This window comes from Flavobacterium sp. LC2016-23 (assembly GCF_009674775.1).
Taxonomy (GTDB): domain Bacteria; phylum Bacteroidota; class Bacteroidia; order Flavobacteriales; family Flavobacteriaceae; genus Flavobacterium.
This window is the reverse complement of the sequence record NZ_WKKE01000003.1, coordinates 73,676-97,443: the sequence shown is the minus strand read 5'-3', so window position 1 is coordinate 97,443 and position 23,768 is coordinate 73,676. Positions and strand designations below refer to the sequence as shown.

The window sequence follows — 23,768 nt, the reverse complement described above, 5'->3', positions numbered from 1 at the left end:
GTTATAATGAATTTGAGATTACTTCGCAATATTGACTGCTCTGGTTTCTCTGATTACAGTTACTTTTACCTGACCTGGATAAGTCATTTCCGTTTGGATTTTTTGTGAAATTTCAAAAGATAAGTTTGCTGCGTGGTCATCAGAAACTTTTTCACTTTCTACAATTACACGAAGTTCTCTACCTGCCTGAATTGCATAAGCATTTTTCACACCGCTGAATCCGTAAGCTACTTCTTCAAGATCTTTCAGACGTTGAATGTAAGAGTCTAAAACCTGACGTCTTGCGCCTGGTCTTGCACCTGATATGGCATCACAAACCTGAACAATCGGAGATAATAATGATTTCATTTCAATCTCGTCGTGGTGCGCTCCAATTGCGTTACAAACTTCTTCTTTTTCTCCATATTTCTCTGCCCATTGCATTCCTAGTAATGCGTGAGGCAAATCACTTTCAGTATCCGGAACTTTACCAATATCGTGAAGTAAACCGGCTCTTTTGGCTAGTTTTACATTCAGGCCTAATTCAGCTGCCATGATACCGCAAAGTTTAGAAACTTCTCTGGAGTGTTGTAATAAATTTTGTCCGTATGAAGAACGGTATTTCATTCTGCCAACTACTTTTATCAATTCAGGGTGTAATCCGTGAATTCCAAGATCTATAACAGTACGTTTACCTACTTCAATGATTTCGTCGTCAATTTGTTTCGCTGTTTTAGCTACAACTTCCTCAATTCTTGCCGGGTGAATACGTCCGTCAGTTACCAGTTTGTGTAACGACAAACGGGCAATTTCTCTACGAACAGGGTCAAAACAGGAAAGGATGATCGCTTCCGGTGTATCATCAACAATGATTTCTACTCCTGTTGCGGCTTCAAGCGCCCTGATGTTACGGCCTTCACGTCCAATAATTCTACCTTTTACGTCATCAGATTCAATGTTGAAAACAGAAACGCAATTCTCAACAGCTTCTTCGGTTCCAACTCTCTGGATGGTATTGATAATGATTTTTTTAGCTTCCTGCTGTGCGGTAAGTTTAGCTTCTTCAATAGTATCCTGAATATGCGACATCGCTTTGCTCTTGGCTTCCGCTTTTAAGCCTTCTACCAATTGCTCTTTTGCTTCTTCTGCAGAAAGTCCTGAAATTACCTCAAGTTGCTGTAATTGACTTTTATGCAATTTGTCTACTTCAGCTTGTTTTTTATCTAAAATGTCAATTTTGCTGTTGTATTCCTGTGTTTTGGCCTCAAAATCATCATTTACTTTTTTGGCTTTTGAAAGCTCATTTGATATTTGTGACTCTTTATCCCTAACTCTTTTTTCTACTTCGGCTACTTTCTTATCTCGTGCTAAAATCACTTGTTCGTGTTCTGATTTTAATTCGATAAAACGTTCTTTTGCCTGAAGAATTTTGTCTTTTTTAATATTTTCGGCCTCTAAATTTGCGTCTTTTAAAATTGAAGCTGCTTCCTTTTTGGCGTTTTTGATTAGATTAGAAATATTGCTTTTTTCGATAATTTTAGCAATTGCAAACCCCGCTGCAATCCCTACGATACCTGAAATAATGATCGTTATGATGTCCATGTTTGTTAAAATTTATATATAAAAAAAGCCTACATTAATTGCTTGAATAAACTCGTAAAGACAAGTTTTGAGCTAACTCACTGTTCAAGTTTCCTCGCAAAAGCGTGGCATGCTTTAGTAGTGATGATTCGCTCATTCTAAATTGTTAGTGTTGAGTTTACCAAAAATGAACTAATGTAGGCAGTATCTTAGTTTCTGTAAAGAACGTTTAATTTTCGAGATATTGATCTAAAAGCAAATTTAATCTTTTAATTCTTTCGATGTCTTCACTATCGACAGTATAATCAATTTGTTTCTGTTCTACTTGTGAAGCAAACTGTAAGGCACACATGGCCAGTACGTCCTGCTTGTCGCGGACTGCGTAACTTTCTTCAAATTGCCTGATCATCACATCAATTTTCTTAGAAGCACTTCTTAGTCCTTCTTCCTGATTGGGTTCTACTGTTAATGGGTATACCCGATCTGCAATTGATATTTTAATTCTAAGCTTTTCGTCCATGTTTCTAGTCTGATAATTGTGCTATACAGTAATCAATTTCGCGAATTAATGAATTTATTTTAAGCTTTGTCTCTCTCTTGTTATTGTCGCTGCCGAGCAGTGAATTGGCTATTTTAAGTGTTTCATATTGCTTTCTCAAAGCTTCGATTTCTTCAGATTGTTTCTGGATGATTTGTGCAGCTTTGGCTAGTTGTAATCTAAGTTCCTGATTGTTTTTCTCGAATCCTTTTGACTTCTCAAAAAGCTTTTCGATTTTATATTCAAGAGTATCAATTATTTCGGCAATTACACTCATTATAAATCCTATTCATTACTTAATCATACAAAGTTAGTATTCCTTTTTATTAATGCAATTTTTTATCGCTTTTTTTGCATTAAAAATAGACAAATATGTGAAATTCAGTGAATTGTATTTTTGTAGCGTTTTACTCGGTTTTGGCCTCGTAATTTTTTATCTTAGCAAAAATGTTGCTTATGAGATTTTCACTACTTACACTGTTTTTCTGTAATTTTATTTTTGCTCAGACGCAATATCCTAAAGATTATTTTCGCCCGCCTCTGGATATCCCAATGCAGCTTTCGGGTAATTTTGGGGAGTTGCGCCCGAATCATTTTCATGCCGGCTTCGATTTAAAAACCAATCAGAGAGAAGGTTTAAATGTCTACGCAGTTGCGGATGGATATGTTTCAAGAATAAAAATGTCGACTTTTGGTAATGGAAAATGTATTTATATTACCCATCCAAATGGATATACTTCGGTCTATGGACATTTGCAAATCGCCATTGGTCCAATTCAGGATTATGTTCAGAAAGCGCAGTATGCCGAACATTCTTTTGAAATTGAATTGTTTCCAAAACCCGGTGAACTGCCTGTTACAAAAGGACAATTAATTGCGCTTTCAGGAAACACCGGATCTTCTGAAGGACCTCATTTGCATTTTGAAATCCGTGATTCTAAAACCGAATTTGTTATTAATCCGATGTTTTTTGGTTTTGACCAAAATATAAAAGACAGTAAAAAGCCAGCCATTTCCAGTTTATATGTTTACCCTGTGACGGAAAATACTGTTGTAAATCAGTCAAAACAGCCGCTATTATTAAGTCTTGCACTTCAGAAAGACGGTACCTACCTGGCAGCAAAAGTTAAAGCAAATGGTAAAATTGGTTTCGGAATCTCTGCTGTGGATTATGATGATGTTTCAAATAATAAAAACGGAGTGTTTAATGTGAGTACTTTTTTAAACGGAAATCAAAACTACAACTACCAATTCAATACGTATTCATTTGATGAAATGCGCTATATAAATGCTTTTATTGATTATCCGAAATATAAAAAATCCGGTCAGCGCGTTCAGAAGTTGTTTATGAAAACGCCTTTTGCTTTGAGTATAATCAAAACAGATTCACTTCGTGGAATTATTTCTGTCGATCCAAATCTGGCTTCTACTTATCGTATAGAAGTATCTGATTATTTCGGGAACTTAAACTCGATTGACGTGCCGATAGAGTACGATCCGGCTGCACCAATTGTAAATTCAGAACCCAATACCTCGAAATATTTTGTTCGCTACAATAAAGACTCCAATTTTGAAAAAGAGAATATGTCGGTGTTTTTTCCTGCCGGTACTTTTTACGATGATTTTAATATGAATTTTGATGTGAAAAACAACCGAATTTATATTCACGAGGATGTTGTTCCGGTACATTCCAATTTTACAATAACTATAAAAGATTCTGCTTATTCAGAAGCTGTAAGAGATAAAGTATTCATAGCAAGAATCAGCGGAAACAGCAGAAGTTATAATGCAACAACACGAAAAGGAGATGTTTTCACCGCTAAATCGAAAATATTAGGACAATACGGATTGGTTCTGGATACCATCGCTCCGGTAATAAAAATTAATAAGCCCATTCAGGATAAATGGATTAGTGATGTAAAAACACTGGAGTTTACCATAGGAGACAGCTTGTCTGGGATAAAATCGTATAACGGGTATCTGAACGGAAACTGGATTTTGTTTGAGTATGATAATAAAACGAGAAAAATTACGCACAAGTTTGAGGATGGGATTGTGGCTGAAGGTGCAAATGATTTAAAAATTGAAGTGGTTGATAATGTGGGTAATTCTGCTATCTTTGAAACTCACTTTTTTAGAAGTCAACAAAAATAAAATCAAAACGTTTGAATTATAGTAGATTAATATTCGTTTTTCTTTTTTTGTGCATTGGTTATGTCTCATTTGCTCAAAATGCCCGTGTTAAAGGAATCATTTTAAATAATGAAAAACAGCCTGTTGCCGATGTAAATATTTCTTCATCAGGAAGTACAGCTCAGACCAATGCTGATGGTTTTTTTGAAATTGAAGTTCCTTCCAATAAAAAAACAGTCTTGATTTTTACTCACATTTCCTTAAAAATGATGAGTCTTAGCGTGAACTTAAAGCCCAATGAAACTTTTGTATTTAATCCCGTAATGAGCAATGCCCAGGAACAAATGGGCGAAGTTTTCGTGTCTTCCGGAAATAAAAAACGAGTTCAGGGAATTACGGTTATCGACGCGTCGACTATTAAGAAAATTCCCGGTGCGAATGCCGGAATCGAAAATATCCTGAAAACATTGCCAGGAGTAAATTCAAATAATGAGCTTAGTACGCAATATGCAGTACGGGGCGGTAATTATGATGAAAATCTGGTGTATGTGAATGAAATTGAAGTCTATCGCCCCTTTCTGATCCGTTCGGGACAGCAGGAAGGTCTGAGTTTTACCAATACGGATCTGGTTCAGAATGTTGATTTTTCTGCCGGAGGGTTTCAGGCTAAATTTGGCGATAAATTATCTTCTGTATTGGATATTACTTATCGAAAACCCACAGAATTTGGGGCTTCCTTAGAAGCCAGTTTGCTGGGGGGAAGTGCCTCTGTCGATGCGGTTTCCAAAAACAAGAAATGGTCGGCTGTGACCGGAGTGCGCTACAGAAATAATAGTTTGCTGGTGAACAGTCAGGACACACAAACTAATTATACTCCGACTTTTGTAGATGTTCAGACCAATGTAAATTATGATATTTCTGAAAAATGGCAAATGAGTTTTTTGGGGAATATTTCGCAAAATAAGTATTTATACCAGCCTTTAACACGTGAAACTAAATTTGGAACAATAGATCAGCCCATGGCACTTGCGGTTTATTATGAAGGCAGGGAAAAAGATCAGTACGATACTTATTTCGGCGCGCTGAAAACGACTTATAAAGTTTCGCCAACCCTCACTTTTAAATTTATCGGCTCTTTGTTTCATACCAAAGAAGAAGAACATTTTGATATTCTCGCACAATACCGATTGGGAAATGTAAATGCTGACGGGACAACAAATCCTGACGATATTGATTTTACACGCGGGATCGGTTCCCAGCTCAATCATGCGCGTAATGATCTGGATGCCTTAATCGCAAATGCAGAAATAAAAGGTTTTAAAGAGTGGAGGGACAGTCAGCTTGAATTTGGTTTGAAATACACGAGAGAATCAATTAGGGACAGGGTAATAGAGTGGGAGGTAATCGATTCGGCTGGATTTTCCATAAATCCGCCCATTGTCATTCTTTCTAACAATCAGCCTTACGAGCCTTATACCGGTCCTTTGTTACCATATCAGGATGTTCGCGCCACTAATTTCAATACGATAAACCGATTTTCCGGTTATGCACAATGGAATCAGAAAACAGAATTGGGTTCCAGTCAGATTTGGTATAATCTGGGGGCACGTTTTCAAAGCTGGTCAGTTGCAGGTGCAGCGGAAGAAGGGAAAAACCAGATCGTTTTTAGTCCGAGAGCTCAGTTTGCCTTAAAGCCCGATTGGGATATGGATATGGTTTTCAGGCTTTCGGGTGGATTGTATCATCAGCCGCCTTTTTACCGGGAACTTCGTGATCTGAACGGCGTAGTGAATCCGAACGTCAAAGCGCAGCAATCTGTACATATTGTTTTAAGTAATGATTATAGCTTCAAAATGTGGGACCGTCCTTTCAAATGGGTAACGGAGGTGTATTATAAATCGCTGACCGATGTCAATACGTATTCTATAGATAATGTTCGTATTCGGTATGTGGCCAACAATAATGCAAAAGCCGATGCACAAGGTCTTGATTTCAGACTGAACGGAGAATTTGTCCCGGGGACAGAGTCCTGGATCAGTTTTGGTTATCTGAAAACGGAGGAAAATTACGAAGACAAAGGATATATTGCACGGCCAACAGATCAGCGATTGAAATTTGCCATGTTGTTTCAGGATTATATGCCGAATATTCCAAGCGTTAAAATGTATCTGAATTTAGTCTATAATACGGGTCTGCCTGGTGGGGCTCCATCGTATTCGGATCCTTATTTGTATCAGAACCGACTGAACGATTATCGTAGGGCAGATATCGGTTTTGCTAAAGTTTTTGTAGACAGCAGTACCAAAAGCGCCAAGACAAGTTGGTTAAAAAACTTTAAAGAACTGTCTGTGGGTCTGGAGATTTTTAATATATTCAATAATCAAAACGCAATCACAAATACATGGGTAAGGGATGTTTATTCCAAAAACCAATACGCAATACCGAATTATATGACTTCGAGAGTTTTTAATATTAAACTAAATGCGAGGTTGTAGTTAAATTGACAGAAACAGATACTTGTTTGGAGAAATTGCCGTTTTACTAAAATGAAACGTATAATACAATCAAAAATACTATATTTGATATCCCAATATAATTAGAATAGATGAAAAAATCATTAAAATATATAGCCTTAGCAATCATCGGAAGCTTAGTAAGTTGCAAAGATGAAGCTCAAAAACCTAAAGTGATTTATGATGCTGCTAATAAGGCAAATGTCGTAAATAAAACGGATTCAACCCAGATTGAAGTCGCTGATTTGCCGATTCAGATGGAAGGAACAGATTACTTAATTCATCCGGTTGGTGATTTGAGAGTATTTGAAAAAGGAACAAAAGCACGTTACGGATCTTCAAGCGTAAATGATCTGAGTTTTACCATTTCAAATTTAGGAGAATATGAAATTACAGGGTATCTTCAAAATCTTAAATTTCAAAAAACAGATTCGGATTCCATCCGGCCTTTAACAGATAAGCCTGCTTTGATCTTAACCGCGACTTATTTAAAAACAGTTGCTGACAAAACGAAAAATCAGATTATGGTCTATACGCTGGCGGATTCTGATACCAATAAAGACGGAAAAATTGATGGCGCAGATATCAAAACATTATACCTGAGCAATATTAGCGGAGAAAATTTCACTAAAGTTTCTGAAGACTTTCAGGAATTGGTAGACTGGAGTTTAATTGATTCTAAAAGCCGTTTGTATTTCAGAACAATCGAAGATACCAATCAAAACGGTCAGTTTGATAAAAATGATGTCTTGCATTACAGCTATATTGATCTGGCTTCCAAAAAATGGGAAGTAAAGAATTATAAACCGATATAAAGGTTCTAAGGTGCTGAGAGGCTAAGGTTCTAAGATTTTCAAATCTTTTACATAAAAAAGCCAGTTAAAAATTTATTTTTAACTGGCTTTCTGTTATTTAAAACGGAAAATAATTTATGGTTTAAAAAAACTCAGCATCTTAGCCCTCAGTACCTTAGCACCTTTTAAAAAAAACTAAATCAAAATATCACTTTCCAGATCTGATTTCTCTATTTCGATTCCAAAGCCCAGGCGCTCTACCAACTCAATTACGAGTTTTTTATACCAGTTTTCTGATTTGGGATGAATGTATATTTTTTCAATTAACTGATTGATATTGACATTGATTTTCAAGCCGTCATTCAGTTTTATGTTGCTTTTTGAAGTATCTGTGATGATGCGGACTTCGCGTTCATATTGAAAGCTCTTTCGCTTAAATAAAAACGGAAAGAACAAATCGTCAAACGGAATGTATTCTTTTTTGTAGTCGATATAATTTACTTCACCAATATACTGATCAAAATTATTCTCCGGATTTAAGGCACTTTGAAGTCTTCCAATGGTAGACTGAATGGCTAATCCTTCACTGTTTTGGGTGAATATCTGCCACATGGCAAACGATTCGTACTCGTTAATATGCCAGCTGCTTATCGCTACTTTTTCACGGTGTATTTTATAATAATTTAAAAAGTCAGGATTGTCTACTGCCAGTTTTTTAATCTCCTCAAAGGTAGGCTCGCTAAAAGTACCTTCGTACTGATCTTCAAATTTGTCGGAACGTGACATGAACAGCTTTTTGGAAAGCAGTAAATCAAGAAACTTAGACAGGTCTAAGTATTTCCAAACAATAGTATCCGGATCTTCAGGCAGCTTTATGTTTGGATTGTTGAGATACATGGTTGTTGATTTATAGATTTACTAAAAAAATCTGCCACAAATTACACAGATTAAAATGATTTGAATCAGTGTTACTGGCGCAAGCTGTGGCAAAAATGGTTAAGATTCAAAAGATTGCATCGTTACCAGTTTATTGTAAGTTCCGTTATGGGCAATTAATTCGTCGTGGGTCCCCTGTTCAACGATTTTTCCTTTTTGCATAACTATGATCACATCTGCTTTTTGGATGGTAGAAAGGCGGTGTGCAATTACAATCGAAGTTCTGTTCTGCATCATGTTTTCAAGGGCAACCTGTACAAATTTTTCACTTTCAGTATCCAATGCTGATGTGGCTTCATCCAAAATCATAATCGGAGGATTTTTCAATACGGCGCGGGCAATTGATAAACGTTGTTTCTGGCCTCCTGAAAGTTTGTTTCCACTGTCACCGATATTGGTGTAAATGCCTAGCGGAAGATCTTTTACGAATTCATACGCATTAGCAATTTTAAGGGCATCGATGATTTCATCATCGGTAGCGTCTAGTTTTCCTAATGAAATATTCGCTTTTATAGTATCATTAAACAAGATGCTGTCCTGGGTTACCAATCCCATTAAGCTTCTAAGGGATTGTAAATTCATGTCCTTGATGTTGATTCCGTCAATAGAAATCGAACCGTCATTTACATCATAAAAACGCGTTAGTAAATTGGCAATGGTACTTTTTCCACTTCCGGATTGTCCCACAAGAGCAACAGTTTGTCCTTTTTTAATTTGAAGGGAAAAATCTTTTAATACCGTTTCATCTTCATATTTAAAATTAATATTCTGAACCGTTATGTTGTTGTCAAAAGTTGTTTTTTCGACAGCATCAACCTTGCTTGTAATTGGATTGTCCTGATCTAAAATCTCCAGTACACGTTCTGCAGCGGCATTTCCTCTTTTTACACCGTACGAGGCTTTAGAAATCGCTTTTGCAGGGGTCAGGATGTTATAGGCTAATCCCATGTAGGCTATAAAAGAAGCGCCGTCCAGTGTTTTGTCAATTAAGACCATTTGGCCTCCGTACCAAAGTAATATGGCAATTACGGTGATTCCCATAAACTCACTGGCAGGTGAAGCTAAGTTTTGGCGATTTCCGATACTGTTGGATAAACTAAAAAAACGTTCTGTTGAGTTTTGGAAAACGGAGTTGAAATAATTCTCGGAATTATACCCTTTTACTACTTTCAAACCACCAATGGTTTCTTCAATAGTAGACAAAAAAGTACCTTGTTCCTGTTGTGCTTTGGTAGATTGTTTTTTAAGTTGTTTTCCAATCAAAGAAATGATGTATCCTGAAACCGGAATAAAAATAAAGACAAATATGGTTAGTTTCGCACTAATTATAAGCATAGTAGCGATGGTGAAAACTATAGTCAAAGGCTCTTTTACGATGAGCTCCAGAATGGCTAAAAAGGAATTCTGAACTTCGTTTACATCCCCGGAAATTCTCGAAATTACATCTCCTTTTCTTTTTTCAGAGTAAAAGGCCAAAGGCAGTTCTAGTGTTTTTTTATACAAAGCATTTCGCATGTCTCTTAAAACTCCATTCCTTAAAAAAGTAATGAAAAACATGGCCATATAATCGGCTAAGTTTTTTAATAAAAAGATGGAGATAATAATGGCCACCATGATCGATAAAACGTAACCGGATTCATGTGTGCCTTTTGTTGTGGTAATGTAATAACTTAAATAGTCCTGGCCATAGTCCTGAATTTTCAGAATTCCCTGATATACGGGTTTTACTGTAATTTGCTTGCTTTTATCAAATAAAACCTGAAGCATCGGGATTAAGGCAACAAACGAAAGTGTGCTGAAAAGGGCATATAAAACATTGAAAAAGACGTTTAGCAATGCGTATTTTTTATACGGATATATAAAAGGAACTATTTTTTTGAAATTACTCATTTATTTATAAATATTGTTTTCTGCTATAGCAATGGCTTTTTCCAGTTTTTCTAGCAATAATTTTTTTTCTGGTAATTGGGTTAAATAAGCAGAGACTTTGATCTGTTCGTCATTGTCAAGCATTAAATAATTTATTTGTTCAGGGGATTTTTCACTACACAAAATTAATCCAATTGGTTTGTATTCACCTTCTTTTTGTTCGTTTTTCTCTAACCAACGTAAATAAAGCTCCATTTGACCTTTGTATCCGGCTTTAAACTTTCCTAATTTTAAGTCAATAGCAACCAATCTTCTAAGACCGCGATGATAAAAAAGTAAATCGATGTAAAAATCCTCGTCATCAATTGTAATTCTTTTTTGACGTGCAAGAAAAGCAAATTCGCTGCCCATTTCAGTAATGAAATTTTGTAATTGAGCTAAAATAGAGCTTTCCAGATCCTTCTCAGAATAACTGTTATGAAGACCTAAGAAATCTAAAAAATAAGGATCCCGAAAAATTAAATCAGGACTAATTTGTTTTTCGGTTTTTAATAACTCAAGATCATTAATTATGGTTTCTTCGGGCTTTTTGCTGATTGCAGTTCTTTCAAAAAGCATGCTGTCAATACGTTCTTGTAAAGTTCTTACGCTCCATCTTTCATGAATACTCATTTGAACATAGAATTCACGTTTTATATTATTCTCAATATAAATTAAAGTTCTAATATGAGACCAACTCAATTGTGCACACACTGTGTGCACAATTGTAATGTCTTGAATAATAGAGTTTAACTTGATGAAACTGTGGAGGTTTCTTTTGTTAAATCCGCTTCCGTATCTATTGGACAGCTCTTCGCTTAAATTTTTTATAAGTTTCTTCCCGTAATCAGCCCGATCATTTTTTAAGATTTCCTCATTGATCGTTTTTCCTATTTTCCAATACAAAAGAGTTAATTCCTGATTTACCGTTTTGGCAACAAAATGACGCGTCTGATCTATTAATCCTATAATCGAATTTAATAGTTCAGGCTGATTATTTGCTTCAGGTTTATCACTCATTATTTATTATTGCAATTGCATTCCTGCAATGATATTTTGTATTTTTTCGTCTAAGAAACTTTCCGCTGCATCAAAATCCTGAACCGATTCTAATTCAGCATTTACACTGATGTAGAATTTGATTTTTGGCTCCGTTCCGCTTGGTCTTGCGCAGATTTTAGAGCCGTCTTCGGTGTAATAAATCAATACATTCGATTTTGGGATGTCCATGACAGTTTCTTCACCCGATAAAAGATTTAGAGCAATCGATGACTGATAATCTTCCACCATAATGACACGCTGACCGCTGATTTCTTTTAAAGGATTTTGGCGTAAATTAACCATCATCTGGTTGATTTCTTCCAAACCTTCCATTCCTTTTTTGGTTAAGGATACCAGGAATTCCTTGTAGAAACCATTTTCAACATAAAGCTGTAAAAGTTCTTTGTAAACAGAACTTCCGGCCGCTTTTGCCTGAGCGGCAACTTCACAGATCAATAGGGTAGCAGCAACAGCATCTTTATCTCTTACAGCATCGCCCACCATAAAACCAAAGCTTTCTTCGCCACCTCCGATAAACTGAAGTTCAGGGAAGTCCTTGATCATTTTGGCAATCCATTTAAAACCGGTAAGGCCGACCTTGCATTCTACGCCATAGCTTGTGGCCAATTCCATCATCATCGGAGTAGAAACAATGGTAGAGCCAACGAATTGTTTTCCATTAATTTTTCCGGCTTTTTTCCATTGTTTCAATAAGAAAGAAGTCATCAAAACCATCGTCTGATTTCCGTTAAGTAAAATCATTTTACCGTCATTGTTTCGTACTGCAACCCCTAAACGGTCACAGTCGGGGTCAGTTCCCACTACAATGTCAGAATTGGTTTTTTCTGCCAAAGCCAAAGCCATGGTCAGTGCTTCCGGTTCTTCCGGATTTGGAGATTTTACCGTTGGGAAATTTCCGTCCGGAACAGCTTGCTCAGGAACGATGTGTACATTTTTATAACCAGCCTGAGATAAAGTATCCGGAATAGATTTTATAGAAGTCCCGTGCAAAGAGGTGAAAACAATCTGCAGCTTGTCTTTTGCTTCAGACGGCGTGTTAAAACTTGCATTTTCAATAGAGGATTTTACGAAAGCTTTGTCGATTTCGGTATCAATATACTGAATCAGTTTTTCGTTGGCCTGAAATTTAATTTTATCATAATCCAGGTTTTCGATTACGGCAATGATTTCAGCATCTTGCGGAGGAACAATTTGTCCGCCGTCTTCCCAGTATACTTTGTATCCGTTGTATTCCGGCGGGTTATGAGAAGCCGTAAGTACGATTCCGCATTGGCAGCCTAAGTATTTAAGGGCAAAAGATAATTCAGGAGTTGGTCGTAAATCTGAAAATAGATAGACCTGAATCCCGTTTGCAGAGAAAACGTCGGCAACCACCTTAGCCAGCGTATTACTATTGTGACGACAGTCATAAGCAATGACAACTTTTAAAGGCTGATTTGGAAAAACCTGATGCATATAATCCGAAAGACCCTGTGTGTTTTTCCCAAGGGTATATTTGTTAATTCGGTTGTTTCCAACACCCATAACGCCACGCATTCCGCCAGTACCAAATTCCAGGTTTTTATAAAAACTTTCTTCAAGTTCCTTTGGTGAAGTAGTCATTAATTCCTTAACAGCTGCTTGTGTTTCGTTATCAAATGCAGGCGTCAGCCATTCGTTTACAGCATTCAAAATATTAGGTGCTATATTCATCATTCGTATATTTTTATATTTAATACTAATTTTCGGGAGCTATTCCTGCTGTCCGTTGTATCTTTTCCTGGCTAAAGAAGCCAGAAAAAGGATGCCACTCCCATCAGGGCTGGGGCTTCACGTTAAAAATTAACCTCTCGGGCGACTTTATAACGTGCTTCGTTACTTTTTGTTCTCAGGATAATTTCACCAAGAAAACCGGCCAGAAATAATTGAGTTCCGAGGATCATTGTAGTTAAAGCAATAAAAAACCAGGGATTACTGGTTATTAAGCTGTATCTCATTCCGTTGTACATATGATACAATTTCGAAATGCCAATATAACCCGCCAGTAAAAATCCGATAACAAACATTAAGGAGCCCATTGCACCAAATAAGTGCATCGGTCTTTTTCCGAATCGGGATAAAAACCAAATGGTAATCAAATCAAGGAAACCGTTGATAAAACGCTCCATTCCAAATTTGGTTTCACCATATTTGCGGGCCTGGTGAATTACCACCTTTTCGCCAATTTTATTAAAACCTGCATTTTTTGCCAAAACCGGAATGTAACGGTGCATCTCGCCCGAAACTTCTATGTTTTTTACTACTGTATTTTTATAAGCCTTTAATCCGCAGTTGAAATCATTCAGTTCAACGCCCGAAGTTTTTCTTGCCGCCCAGTTGAATAATTTGGAAGGAAGATTTTTCGCTACAACAGAATCATAACGCTTCTTTTTCCAGCCTGAAACCAGGTCAAATTTTTCGGCGGTAATCATTTGGTATAAACCCGGAATCTCATCAGGACTGTCCTGTAAATCCGCGTCCATCGTAATGATCACATCTCCTTTTGCTTTTGCAAAACCAGCGTGTAAAGCTTGTGATTTTCCAAAATTTTTCATGAAACGAATTCCCTTTACATTCGGGTTTTCGTTTGAAAAGCTTTCAATAATATTCCAAGAATCATCTGTACTTCCATCATCCACAAAAATGATTTCATAAGAGTAATTGTTAGATTGCATCACTTTAATAATCCAGGAATAGAGTTCTTGAAGTGATTCCTCTTCATTAAGAAGCGGTATAAGTATAGATAAATTCATTTATTTTTTATTCTTGTGTAGTTTTGCTTTTAAAAAATGCTGCGAAAATCAATCCGAAAATAGAGCTCACCACTATCGCGAAAACAGATCCTTTTAGTAATTCAATAGTAGAATACGGATTGCTTAGTTTCATTTTAGCAATAGTTTCGTTAATAGCGGATGCCGGTGTTCCGAATTTCTGCATCATTCCTACCGTATATTTAATAATTAATTCGCTTAAAGTGTCTTTTGCACCGGGATCGATAACATTAAAAAGGATAATATTAAAAAAAGTAGAAATCAGGATTCCGATCACGGCAGCAATAAAATAAGTAGTAAAGGCTTCTTTAAAAGGAAAAATACCATTTAGTTCTCTCTTTGTTTTAGAAAGTAAAATGATTGACAGCGTCAGACTAATGGCAATACCGATAAGTCCCATCCACCATGAAGTGAATAAATTTAAATCAATAGCATATATAGTAGCAGTAACTAATGCCGATGCAATTCCGATCATTACACCAAAAGTAATCCCATTTTTTTTTATAACTTCATTGATCATATTTCTATATGTTTTAAAATTAATCCACAAATATAACAATTACCATATATACAAAAGCAAAAGTCAGATATATATTAGAAATATTGACGCAAATGGACCTGTGATTAAAAATATTGACTAAAAGATTTGTTTATTAAAAAATAAATGTAAATTTGCACACTCAAAAATAATTAAATTTTTAAACAAAAAAGAGTATTGTTTGTTTACACCTTTTTCTAACCATGAAAAAGCTTCAAAACGAAAATCCTCTAAACAATAAATAAAAGAAAAGATGAAAAAAGGAATCCACCCGGAAAATTACAGATTAGTTGCATTTAAAGACATGTCAAATGAAGATGTTTTTATCACTAAATCTACTGCAGATACAAAAGAAACAATTGAAGTTGACGGAGTTGAGTATCCAGTTGTAAAAATGGAGATTTCAAGAACATCTCACCCTTTTTATACTGGTAAATCTAAACTTATCGATACTGCAGGACGTATTGATAAATTCAAAACTAAATATGCAAAACACGCTAAATAATAAAAGCTGTTTTTCTTTAAATATAAAAGCCTTCCAAATTGGAAGGCTTTTTTTATGGAATTTTCTGATCGAAAATTGATTTGGTCTGATACATGTTTAATGATGCAAATAAAATATTTGTAACTTTGAACCAGGTAACCAACTCGAAATTTTAACAAATATTAATTTTATGAATTACATTCTATTTGACGGTCCCGTCCGGAATGCTTTGCTCCCTTTTACTTTTACAAGACCTGTAGCTGATATCCTAATCGGAATTATGACGATTCGCCAAAAATGGGAAACACGCTTAGGCTCCACGATAACCACGATTACTGAAGATTATTTATCTGCGAAATTTCCAATGGTGGAAATGGAAGAAAATGTGATGATCAATGCGGCGTATTTGCCAAATGATACGCTTGCTGAAATGGTTTCTGATTTAAAGGAAAATCAGGCCATTTTTAAAGGAGAAGATGTAATCGCTTTTTTTACAACGGAGAACCAGGAAGAAGTTGATTTCGATTCATATGAAATTATTCAATACAACGGAGATTGCCTGACGGTTGAACATACATGGGATATTTTTTCTAAAAATGATGCTGCCATTCGAGAAGATTTCAACTACCTGACCGAAGGCAGAAAATCTCAGCCAATTCCGAAAAGTGTCAATACCATTGCACCCGAAAATATATTTATAGAAGAAGGAGCAAAATTAGAGTTTGTCACTTTAAACGCTTCAGTGGGTCCTATTTATATAGGTAAGAATTCGGAGATAATGGAGGGTACGGTAATTCGCGGTCCTTTTGCATTATGCGAAAATGCACAGGTAAAACTAAATGCTAAAATTTACGGTGCCACAACAGTGGGTGTTGGATCAAGAATAGGGGGAGAGGTTAAAAATTCAGTTCTTTTTGCAAACTCAAACAAAGGGCATGACGGATTTTTAGGAGATTCGGTTTTAGGGGAATGGTGCAACATTGGAGCAGATTCTAACAATTCAAACCTGAAAAACAATTACGAAGAAGTGAAATTATGGAGCTACGAAACAGAAGGTTTTGCAAAAACCGGGCTTCAGTTTTGTGGTTTGATGATGGGAGACCACAGTAAATGCGGAATCAATACCATGTTTAATACCGGAACTGTTGTGGGTGTAAGTGCCAATATTTTTGGCAGTGGATTTCCCCGCAATTTTGTTCCGAGTTTTTCATGGGGCGGCGCAGCAGGATTTACAACTTATGTGACCAAAAAAGCGTTTGAAACAGCGAAACTGGTCATGGGCAGAAGAAACATCGAATTTGATGAAACAGAATCAGCTATCCTCGAACACGTTTTTGAGGAAACCAAAAAGTGGAGAAAGGATTAAAAGTAATTAGATAATTAGTCAATTTGATAATTAGATAATTTTTTGTAACCCGACAGGTTTAAAAAACCTGTCGGGTTTTGTTTGTTATAATATTTTTAAAAGTATCCAATTGACAAATTTTCAAAATTATCTAATTATCTAATTTTCTAATTGGCACATTCTCTAATCGCAGCAAACCCGACAGGTTTTTTAAACCTGTCGGGTTTTGCGTTCTAAAAAGTATCTAATTAACACACCTTCAAAATTATCTAATTTTCAAATTGCCTAATTATCTAATTAATCTATCTTTGCGCTTTCAAAAAATACCAGCTGAAAGATCTAAAAATCTAAGCAGTCTAAAAATCTAAAAATTTAAATGATTACAGTTAACGATATTTCAGTTCAGTTTGGCGGAACTACTCTTTTTAGTGATGTTTCTTTTGCTATAAACGAAAATGATAAAATTGCCCTTATGGGTAAGAATGGTGCGGGAAAATCGACACTTTTAAAAATAATTGCAGGACAGAGTAAACCTTCTACCGGAAATATCTCAGCTCCGAAGGAAGCTGTTATCGCTTATCTGCCACAGCATTTGCTAACGACAGACGGAGCCACTGTAATGGAAGAGGCGTCAAAAGCTTTTGGTGAAATTTTCAGTATGAAGGCTGAAATAGATGAAATCAACGAGCAATTAACCGTTCGTACCGATTACGAAAGTGACGAATATATGAAGCTTATCGAAAGAGTTTCTGATTTAAGTGAGAAATTTTACGCGATCGAAGAAGTTAATTATGAAGCTGAAGTTGAGAAAATTTTAGTAGGTCTTGGGTTTGAACGTGAAGATTTTACACGTCAGACTTCTGAGTTTTCAGGAGGATGGAGAATGCGTATTGAGCTGGCTAAAATCCTTTTGAAAAAACCGGATTTAATTTTGCTGGATGAGCCGACCAATCACATGGATATCGAAAGTATTCAATGGTTAGAAGACTTTCTTTTGAATGCTGCTAAGGCTGTTGTGGTTATTTCGCACGACAGGGCATTCGTAGATAATATTACCAATCGTACGATTGAAGTAACGATGGGAAGAATTTACGATTACAAAGCGAAATATTCCCATTATCTGGAGTTGAGAAAAGACCGTCGTATCCACCAGCAAAAAGCATATGATGAGCAGCAGAGAATGATTGCGGATAACAGGGCTTTTATAGATCGTTTTAAAGGTACTTTCTCTAAGACGGATGCCGTGCAGTCCCGTGTTAAGATGTTGGAGAAACTGGTGATTGTTCAGGTCGATGAAGTAGATACTTCTGCCTTGAAATTGAAATTTCCACCGGCAGCACGTTCCGGACAATATCCTGTTGTGGTAAAAGATTTATCAAAATCATATGGCGATCATGTAGTGTTCAAAGATGCTAATATTGTGATCGAAAGAGGCCAGAAAGTAGCTTTTGTGGGTAAAAACGGAGAAGGAAAATCGACTATGATCAAGGCTATTATGAAAGAAATAGGTATTGATGAAGGTAGTGTTGAGATTGGTCATAATTCACAAATTGGATATTTTGCTCAGAATCAGGCAGCTTTATTAGATGAGAATGCTACGATTTTTGAAACGATTGATGGTATTGCGGTTGGAGATGTAAGAACACAAATTAAAAATATTTTAGGAGCCTTTATGTTTCATGGTGATGATATTACCAAAAAAGTAAAAGTGCTTTCGGGTGGTGAAAAAACACGTCTGGCAATGATTAAATTGTTGTTGGAACCTGTGAACCTGTTGATTCTGGATGAGCCTTCCAATCACCTGGACATGAAAACCAAAGATATTATCAAGGATGCTTTGCGTGATTTTGACGGAACTTTGATCTTAGTTTCACACGATCGTGATTTTCTTGACGGATTAGCGACTAAAGTTTTTGAATTTGGGAACAAACGTGTAAAAGAACATTTTGAAGATGTCGCAGGCTTTCTTGCACATAAGAAAATGGATTCTATGAGAGAGATCGAAAAGTAATTTTTAAAAATCTATACAAACAAAAAGCGCAGGGTAATTCCTGCGCTTTTTTTGGTTTTATACTTTGGTAACATAATTTTAGTGCAATTTTTTTTACAATATGTTGCTTTTTTTGTTACTTTAGAGGAATGTTTTTAAATGCAATACCAAAGGATTTGTCTTTTTCAGGAAAAAAATCTCATTTTTAAATCGGTCTGTAAAAAATCTAATTACTTATGGAGATTATGAATAAGTCTTTGCGAATTAGAATTGCTTTTATACTCTTTATAATACCGCTTTTCATGAATGCTCAGGCTGATGTGAATCAGGGAACTGTTGATTCTGAAGAAGCAGTTAAATATCCTCAATTTCAATTCAAGGGACTTTTTCAGGCGCGCTATCTTTCTTCCTTTGGAGATAATGTAGATGTCATGGGAGTTCATCATGCTTCAGGCGAAGATGTTACACGAAGTTCTTTCGATATCAAAAGGATGCGGGTTGGACTTAATACGAAACTAAGCAAAGAAACAGAAGTGGTTATTTTGGTGAACCTGGCTGACTTTAAGTCGGATCCCAAAAGTAAAGTACTTGAAAATGCCTATGCGAAATATACCTTTAGTAAATATCTTGCTTTAACCGGAGGTCAGTTTCGTCCGGCCTTTGGTATAGAGGAACTGGTTCCCGTTGATATTATTAAATCGTTCGATTTTTCCAATCAGTATTATGAATTTGGAAAAAACGGCTGGACCAGTTTTCAGATTGGAGCTTCTGCGACCGGATCGGTAGAGATTGGAAAAGTACCCGTCAGTTATGCGGTTTCTGTTTTAAACGGAAATGGGAAGAATCAGGAAAAAGATAAAGATAACGGGAAGCAATATTCAACGCGCTGGGTTTTCGGATTATCCAGGGCCAATAAAATTAATTTAGGGCTGAACGGCGGAATCGGAAAAGTTTTCAAAAAAGATGTTTTTGCTTTAGGAGCCGATATCAGCGGTGATTTTAGACTTACCGATAAATTTACCTTTGATCTGCAGGCTGAATACAAACAAGGAACAAATCACAACTCCTATTTTTCATTACCAGTAGAGGCTAGGACTCCAAATGTTGCCGATTATCAGATGCGTGGTTATTATATCATGCCCAATTTGAGATATACCGTAAATTACGGAAAGTTGTCCTCGCTGGAGTTTTCATGCCGTTACGAATCTTTTGATCCGAATTATAAAATGGCGCCCAACGTTCGTCAGACCTATACACCGATGCTAAGCCTTGAATTTGGGAAAGCCTATTTAGGCCGAATTGAGATGGGTCTTGAAATAGACAGATTTGATAAAAGTATTCCTGATACAGCAACATATAATGATGAACTGTTTCTAATCCAGTTACAGCTTCGACTTTAATATAATTTAATCCCGGGTTTATGAAAGAAGTAAAAATACCTCAGACGCTTATTACACTTGCTGTTGGAATTGCAATTTGGCTGATTCCTGCGCCGCAGGGTGTTGTTGTAGAAGCATGGCATCTATTTGCCATTTTTGTTGCTACTATTGTTGGAATTATACTCAAGGCTGCTCCAATGGGAACTATGTGTATGATTGCCATTGCATTAACAGCTTTCTCACAGGTATTGGCTCCAGGTGATCCGGGAAAATCAATAACTTTGGCGTTGAAAGGTTTTGGAGATAAAGTAATCTGGCTGATTGGAATTTCGTTTTTTATCGCAAGAGGATTTATTAAAACGGGCCTGGGAAACAGAATTGCTTTTCTGTTCATACGAATATTTGGAAAAAGCTCACTCGGACTGGCATATGGCTTAGGGCTGGCCGATTTAGTTCTGGCTCCTGCTGTACCGAGTAATACGGCGAGGGGCGGAGGAATTATTTATCCTATCATGAAATCAATGTCAATGAGTTTTGGATCGATGCCGGATCAGCCGGAAACACACCGGAAATTAGGTGCTTTTCTGACACTGAACAGTTATAATATGAACCTGATTGCTTCCTCTATGTTTTTGACAGGAACTGCGAGTAATCCGATGTGCCAGAAATTCGCATTCAATCTGGGCATAAAAATTACATGGATCTCATGGGCTGTTGCGGCAATTGTTCCGGGTTTGGTGGCGTTTTTTGTGATTCCTTTCGTATTGTATAAAATCTATCCGCCCGAACTTAAAAAAACGGGAGATGCTCCTCAGATTGCTGCGCAAAAACTGAAAGAAATGGGCGCTATTACCCGAAACGAATGGATGATGCTTCTGACTTTCTTTATTTTGTTGTTTCTCTGGATGACCGGTGATCTGTTTTCTATTGATGCCACCACCACTGCTTTTATAGGCCTGGTTATTTTGCTTTTAACTTCGGTTTTAACCTGGGAAGATGTAAAAGCTGAAAAAGGAGCATGGGACACTATTGTCTGGTTCTCGGTTTTGGTCATGATGGCCAGTTCGCTTAACGAGTTAGGATTTATTGGCTGGTTCAGTAATCTGGTTAAAGCAGAAATCGGCGGATTAAGCTGGCAGATGGCTTTTCCGATTATTGTATTGGTGTATTTCTTCAGCCACTATCTTTTTGCCAGCGCAACAGCACACGTGGCGGCCATGTATGCGGCCTTGCTTGGTGTGGGGGTTTCGCTCGGAATTCCGGGATTACTGCTGGCTTTTATGCTAGGCTTTATAGGATCGCTGTACGGAACTTTAACGCATTATGGCCACGGCCCGGCTCCGGTATTCTTCGGGAGCGGGTATGTCGATCTGAAAGACTGGTGGATAAAAGGCCTCATAACCGGTGTAGTCATGCTCTTCATTTATATGACGATCGGTGGAGCCTGGCTTCGGGTTATTGGCTACTTTTAATGTTAAATCCTGATTCCCGGAGGAAGCAATTCTTTGTATTTTGGATTTTTTTTAATGAATAAGGCAATTTTTGGGGAAATAGGCATCAGTCTGAATTTCTTTTCGATAATGACTCCCATGATGTTTTTAAGTAATGCATCAATTACTGCCTGATTATCGTAACCTTCCGGGGTGTTGATTTTGGTTAAGAAAATCTTTTTTTCCTGAAATGAATATTCAACAGTAAGCATTCCTTCCGGTACTATGGTTTCAAATTGTCTTGCGAAAGTATTGTCTTTGATTTCCATAGATTCAATTGTGTGTTCCATAACAAATTTGTGTTTTAGGTCCTGTTTAATAATAGGTTTGAGGCATGAAATAAGGATGAAAGAAAATTCTGTATAAGCTTTTTAATCCTGTTTTATTTCAAATACAAAGGTAATCAATTGATTTTCAATATTGAATTATTTTTTATCAAAGAGGTCATACGGACTATTACTTTGGGGACTCGTTTTTTATTTCCGCTGTAATATTGCGGTCCGAAATTTGCTTAAATTGTATTAAAAAAAAGTAACTTTAAACTTTGTAACGAAATTTATAATTATAATTTCTTTTGATCCAATGAGTAAAATTCCGGTTTATTTTATGCCAGGACTGGCAGCAAGTTCATCCATTTTTGAAAGGATTCACTTAGATGAATCCATTTTTGAAATGTGTTTATTAGAATGGGAAATTCCGCTTCCAAAAGAACCTTTGTCCGATTACGCACTCCGAATTACCAAAAACATCAAGCATCCGAATCCGGTTTTGATCGGAGTTTCTTTCGGAGGTATTCTGGTTCAGGAAATGGCCAGACATATTCAGGTCCGAAAAGTCATTATTATCTCAAGTGTCAGAAGTAATTTTGAATTTCCGAGAAGAATGAAAATTGGAAAAACCACGAAAGCTTATAAGTTGATTCCGATGCAATTACTGTTGAATGTAGAAAAGCTGGCGAAGTTTTCGTTTGGAGAAAAAATAAACAAACGCATTAAGTTATACGAAAAATTCCTGTCTGTCCGCGATCTTTATTATTTGCAATGGGCGGTAGAGTCCGTTATTCTGTGGGACAGAAATCAGGTGGATGAAAATGTAATTCATATTCACGGGGATCAGGATGATGTTTTTCCGATTAAGTATATCAAAAGCTGTATTGTGGTAAAAGGAGGCACTCATGTTATGATTATCAATAAGTACAAATGGCTTAATGAAAACCTGCCTTCGATTATATTGGAAGAATAAGAGGGGTGTAAAATTCTAATATTTGAAATTCCAAATTCCAAATTCCAGGCCTTCGACTTCGCAAAGGGTAACGGGTGCCGTTTAATCTAAAGTCTAAACTCAGAAATCTAAAATAAAAAATCCCAAATTCACAATTGGAATTTGGGATTTCTAATATTGGGATTTAAAAAATCGTTAGATTTTCTTCATTTGTTCTTTCATCATTGTGATTTGTTCTTTCAGCATACCTTGTTTGTCTAATTTCTTAGCTTCATTTAGTAAATTGGTAGCTTCCAGTTTTCTTCTGCGTGACATGGCAACTCCGGCAAGGTTCAATTTAGCTACTGCCAAATCCATATCCATAGATAATCCAAGTTCGATTGCTTTCTTGAAATGTTTCTCTGCCTGGTTGATATTCGTTTGAGATAACATGATTCCGTGCAGGTAATTAAAGTATCCTTGTTGTTTTCTTACTAGTGCCGCTTCAGGATTTTTAATGTATGCCAGCCATTTTTTAGCCCCTTCAAAGTCTTGTTTTCTTAATTTAAGGAAGGCTAAAAGGATAAATTCATTTTTGAAGTAAAGAAAAATCGGAATTGCAGTCAGTAAAATAAGGAAAATTCCGTTCCCGATATTACTTTCTGTAAATTGCCAAACGCCAGCGACTACTAGAAGTCCGGCCAAAATAAGTTTAATATTTTTGTGAAACATAATAGATGTATATTTGTGCTTGCAAATATAGTAAAATGAATTAAAAATATTTTTATTAAAGTACTTGCCAGAAAAAAAAGTCTTTGTATATTTGCACTCGGTTTTAGAATAACGATATTCAAAAACAGAAAACAGATATTAGATACCATTTTAAAGATACAAAGCAATGAGCAAAAGAACGTTTCAACCATCGAAAAGAAAAAGAAGAAATAAGCACGGATTTATGGACAGAATGGCTTCTGCGAATGGAAGAAAAGTTCTAGCGCGCAGAAGAGCTAAAGGAAGACATAAATTGACTGTTTCTAGCGAACCTAGACACAAAAAATAATGTTTCTATAAACATAAATAAGGCGTTACTTTTTTTAGTATCGCCTTTT

21 protein-coding genes and 1 other RNA gene are annotated in these 23,768 nt (G+C 36.4%); 10 read left to right on the top strand and 12 right to left on the bottom strand.

Annotated elements, in window-relative coordinates:
- Window positions 1-18: 18 nt before the first annotated feature.
- The 4 genes from rny to GJU43_RS03285 form a co-directional block, all read right to left on the bottom strand.
- Window positions 19-1,581, bottom strand: coding sequence for a ribonuclease Y (gene rny, locus GJU43_RS03300; protein ID WP_154339414.1), 1,563 nt, complete (start codon window positions 1,579-1,581; stop codon window positions 19-21).
- A 48-nt stretch (window positions 1,582-1,629) separates the two neighbouring features.
- A non-coding RNA gene (ssrS, locus tag GJU43_RS03295) (6S RNA) lies at window positions 1,630-1,738 on the bottom strand.
- A 51-nt stretch (window positions 1,739-1,789) separates the two neighbouring features.
- Window positions 1,790-2,080 carry a cell division protein ZapA gene (locus tag GJU43_RS03290; protein ID WP_154339413.1) on the bottom strand — a complete coding sequence of 97 codons (291 nt, stop codon included), beginning with the start codon at window positions 2,078-2,080 and terminating at the stop codon, window positions 1,790-1,792.
- Between the two features lie 4 nt (window positions 2,081-2,084).
- The gene (locus GJU43_RS03285; protein ID WP_154339412.1) at window positions 2,085-2,375 is read right to left on the bottom strand and encodes a hypothetical protein; all 291 of its coding nucleotides are present in this window, start codon (window positions 2,373-2,375) and stop codon (window positions 2,085-2,087) included.
- Between the two features lie 179 nt (window positions 2,376-2,554).
- Here GJU43_RS03285 and GJU43_RS03280 point away from each other — a divergent pair, with 179 nt between their 5' ends.
- From GJU43_RS03280 to GJU43_RS03270, 3 genes are all read left to right on the top strand, one after another.
- On the top strand, window positions 2,555-4,252 hold the full coding sequence (locus GJU43_RS03280) for a M23 family metallopeptidase (RefSeq protein WP_154339411.1): 1,698 nt from the start codon (window positions 2,555-2,557) through the stop codon (window positions 4,250-4,252).
- 11 nt (window positions 4,253-4,263) lie between these two features.
- Window positions 4,264-6,726 carry a carboxypeptidase-like regulatory domain-containing protein gene (locus GJU43_RS03275; RefSeq protein ID WP_154339410.1) on the top strand — a complete coding sequence of 821 codons (2,463 nt, stop codon included), beginning with the start codon at window positions 4,264-4,266 and terminating at the stop codon, window positions 6,724-6,726.
- Between the two features lie 110 nt (window positions 6,727-6,836).
- A complete protein-coding gene (locus tag GJU43_RS03270) occupies window positions 6,837-7,559 on the top strand; it encodes a hypothetical protein (protein ID WP_154339409.1) in 723 nt (240 codons plus the stop codon).
- Between the two features lie 174 nt (window positions 7,560-7,733).
- Here GJU43_RS03270 and GJU43_RS03265 read toward each other — a convergent pair whose 3' ends face one another.
- The 6 genes from GJU43_RS03265 to GJU43_RS03240 all read right to left on the bottom strand — a co-directional run bounded on the left by GJU43_RS03265 (window position 7,734) and on the right by GJU43_RS03240 (window position 14,753).
- Window positions 7,734-8,435, bottom strand: a complete 702-nt coding sequence (locus GJU43_RS03265) for a hypothetical protein (protein ID WP_154339408.1) — start codon at window positions 8,433-8,435, stop codon at window positions 7,734-7,736.
- Between the two features lie 99 nt (window positions 8,436-8,534).
- The gene (locus GJU43_RS03260) at window positions 8,535-10,364 is read right to left on the bottom strand and encodes an ABC transporter ATP-binding protein (protein ID WP_154339407.1); all 1,830 of its coding nucleotides are present in this window, start codon (window positions 10,362-10,364) and stop codon (window positions 8,535-8,537) included.
- Window positions 10,365-11,402, bottom strand: coding sequence for a YhcG family protein (locus GJU43_RS03255; protein WP_154339406.1), 1,038 nt, complete (start codon window positions 11,400-11,402; stop codon window positions 10,365-10,367).
- Between the two features lie 6 nt (window positions 11,403-11,408).
- The gene (locus tag GJU43_RS03250; RefSeq protein ID WP_154339567.1) at window positions 11,409-13,136 is read right to left on the bottom strand and encodes a phospho-sugar mutase; all 1,728 of its coding nucleotides are present in this window, start codon (window positions 13,134-13,136) and stop codon (window positions 11,409-11,411) included.
- A 122-nt stretch (window positions 13,137-13,258) separates the two neighbouring features.
- Entirely contained in the window at window positions 13,259-14,215 is a 957-nt protein-coding gene (locus GJU43_RS03245) for a glycosyltransferase family 2 protein (RefSeq protein WP_154339405.1), read from the bottom strand.
- A 7-nt stretch (window positions 14,216-14,222) separates the two neighbouring features.
- Window positions 14,223-14,753, bottom strand: coding sequence for a DUF4199 domain-containing protein (locus tag GJU43_RS03240; protein ID WP_154339404.1), 531 nt, complete (start codon window positions 14,751-14,753; stop codon window positions 14,223-14,225).
- A 271-nt stretch (window positions 14,754-15,024) separates the two neighbouring features.
- Here GJU43_RS03240 and GJU43_RS03235 point away from each other — a divergent pair, with 271 nt between their 5' ends.
- The 5 genes from GJU43_RS03235 (at window position 15,025) to GJU43_RS03215 (ending at window position 21,441) form a co-directional block, all read left to right on the top strand.
- Window positions 15,025-15,276 carry a type B 50S ribosomal protein L31 gene (locus GJU43_RS03235; protein WP_127339835.1) on the top strand — a complete coding sequence of 84 codons (252 nt, stop codon included), beginning with the start codon at window positions 15,025-15,027 and terminating at the stop codon, window positions 15,274-15,276.
- Between the two features lie 169 nt (window positions 15,277-15,445).
- Window positions 15,446-16,621 (top strand): GlmU family protein, encoded by a 1,176-nt coding sequence (locus GJU43_RS03230; RefSeq protein WP_154339403.1) that lies wholly within the window; start codon window positions 15,446-15,448, stop codon window positions 16,619-16,621.
- Window positions 16,622-16,976: 355 nt separating this feature from the next.
- Entirely contained in the window at window positions 16,977-18,611 is a 1,635-nt protein-coding gene (locus GJU43_RS03225) for an ABC-F family ATP-binding cassette domain-containing protein (protein ID WP_154339402.1), read from the top strand.
- 224 nt (window positions 18,612-18,835) lie between these two features.
- On the top strand, window positions 18,836-19,990 hold the full coding sequence (locus GJU43_RS03220; RefSeq protein ID WP_154339566.1) for a porin: 1,155 nt from the start codon (window positions 18,836-18,838) through the stop codon (window positions 19,988-19,990).
- A gap of 20 nt (window positions 19,991-20,010) precedes the next feature.
- Window positions 20,011-21,441 carry an anion permease gene (locus GJU43_RS03215; protein WP_154339401.1) on the top strand — a complete coding sequence of 477 codons (1,431 nt, stop codon included), beginning with the start codon at window positions 20,011-20,013 and terminating at the stop codon, window positions 21,439-21,441.
- Window positions 21,442-21,443: 2 nt separating this feature from the next.
- On the opposite strand, the gene GJU43_RS03210 is transcribed toward GJU43_RS03215, so the two are convergent.
- Window positions 21,444-21,728 carry an N-acetyltransferase gene (locus tag GJU43_RS03210; RefSeq protein ID WP_154339565.1) on the bottom strand — a complete coding sequence of 95 codons (285 nt, stop codon included), beginning with the start codon at window positions 21,726-21,728 and terminating at the stop codon, window positions 21,444-21,446.
- A gap of 313 nt (window positions 21,729-22,041) precedes the next feature.
- Between GJU43_RS03210 and GJU43_RS03205 the strand changes: the two genes are divergently transcribed.
- Window positions 22,042-22,701, top strand: a complete 660-nt coding sequence (locus tag GJU43_RS03205) for an alpha/beta hydrolase (RefSeq protein WP_154339400.1) — start codon at window positions 22,042-22,044, stop codon at window positions 22,699-22,701.
- A gap of 174 nt (window positions 22,702-22,875) precedes the next feature.
- Here GJU43_RS03205 and GJU43_RS03200 read toward each other — a convergent pair whose 3' ends face one another.
- The gene (locus GJU43_RS03200) at window positions 22,876-23,391 is read right to left on the bottom strand and encodes a DUF2892 domain-containing protein (protein ID WP_154339399.1); all 516 of its coding nucleotides are present in this window, start codon (window positions 23,389-23,391) and stop codon (window positions 22,876-22,878) included.
- 166 nt (window positions 23,392-23,557) lie between these two features.
- Here GJU43_RS03200 and rpmH point away from each other — a divergent pair, with 166 nt between their 5' ends.
- Window positions 23,558-23,719: a 50S ribosomal protein L34 gene (gene rpmH / locus GJU43_RS03195; RefSeq protein WP_008464848.1), complete on the top strand. Its 162-nt coding sequence runs from the start codon at window positions 23,558-23,560 to the stop codon at window positions 23,717-23,719.
- Window positions 23,720-23,768 lie beyond the last annotated feature (49 nt).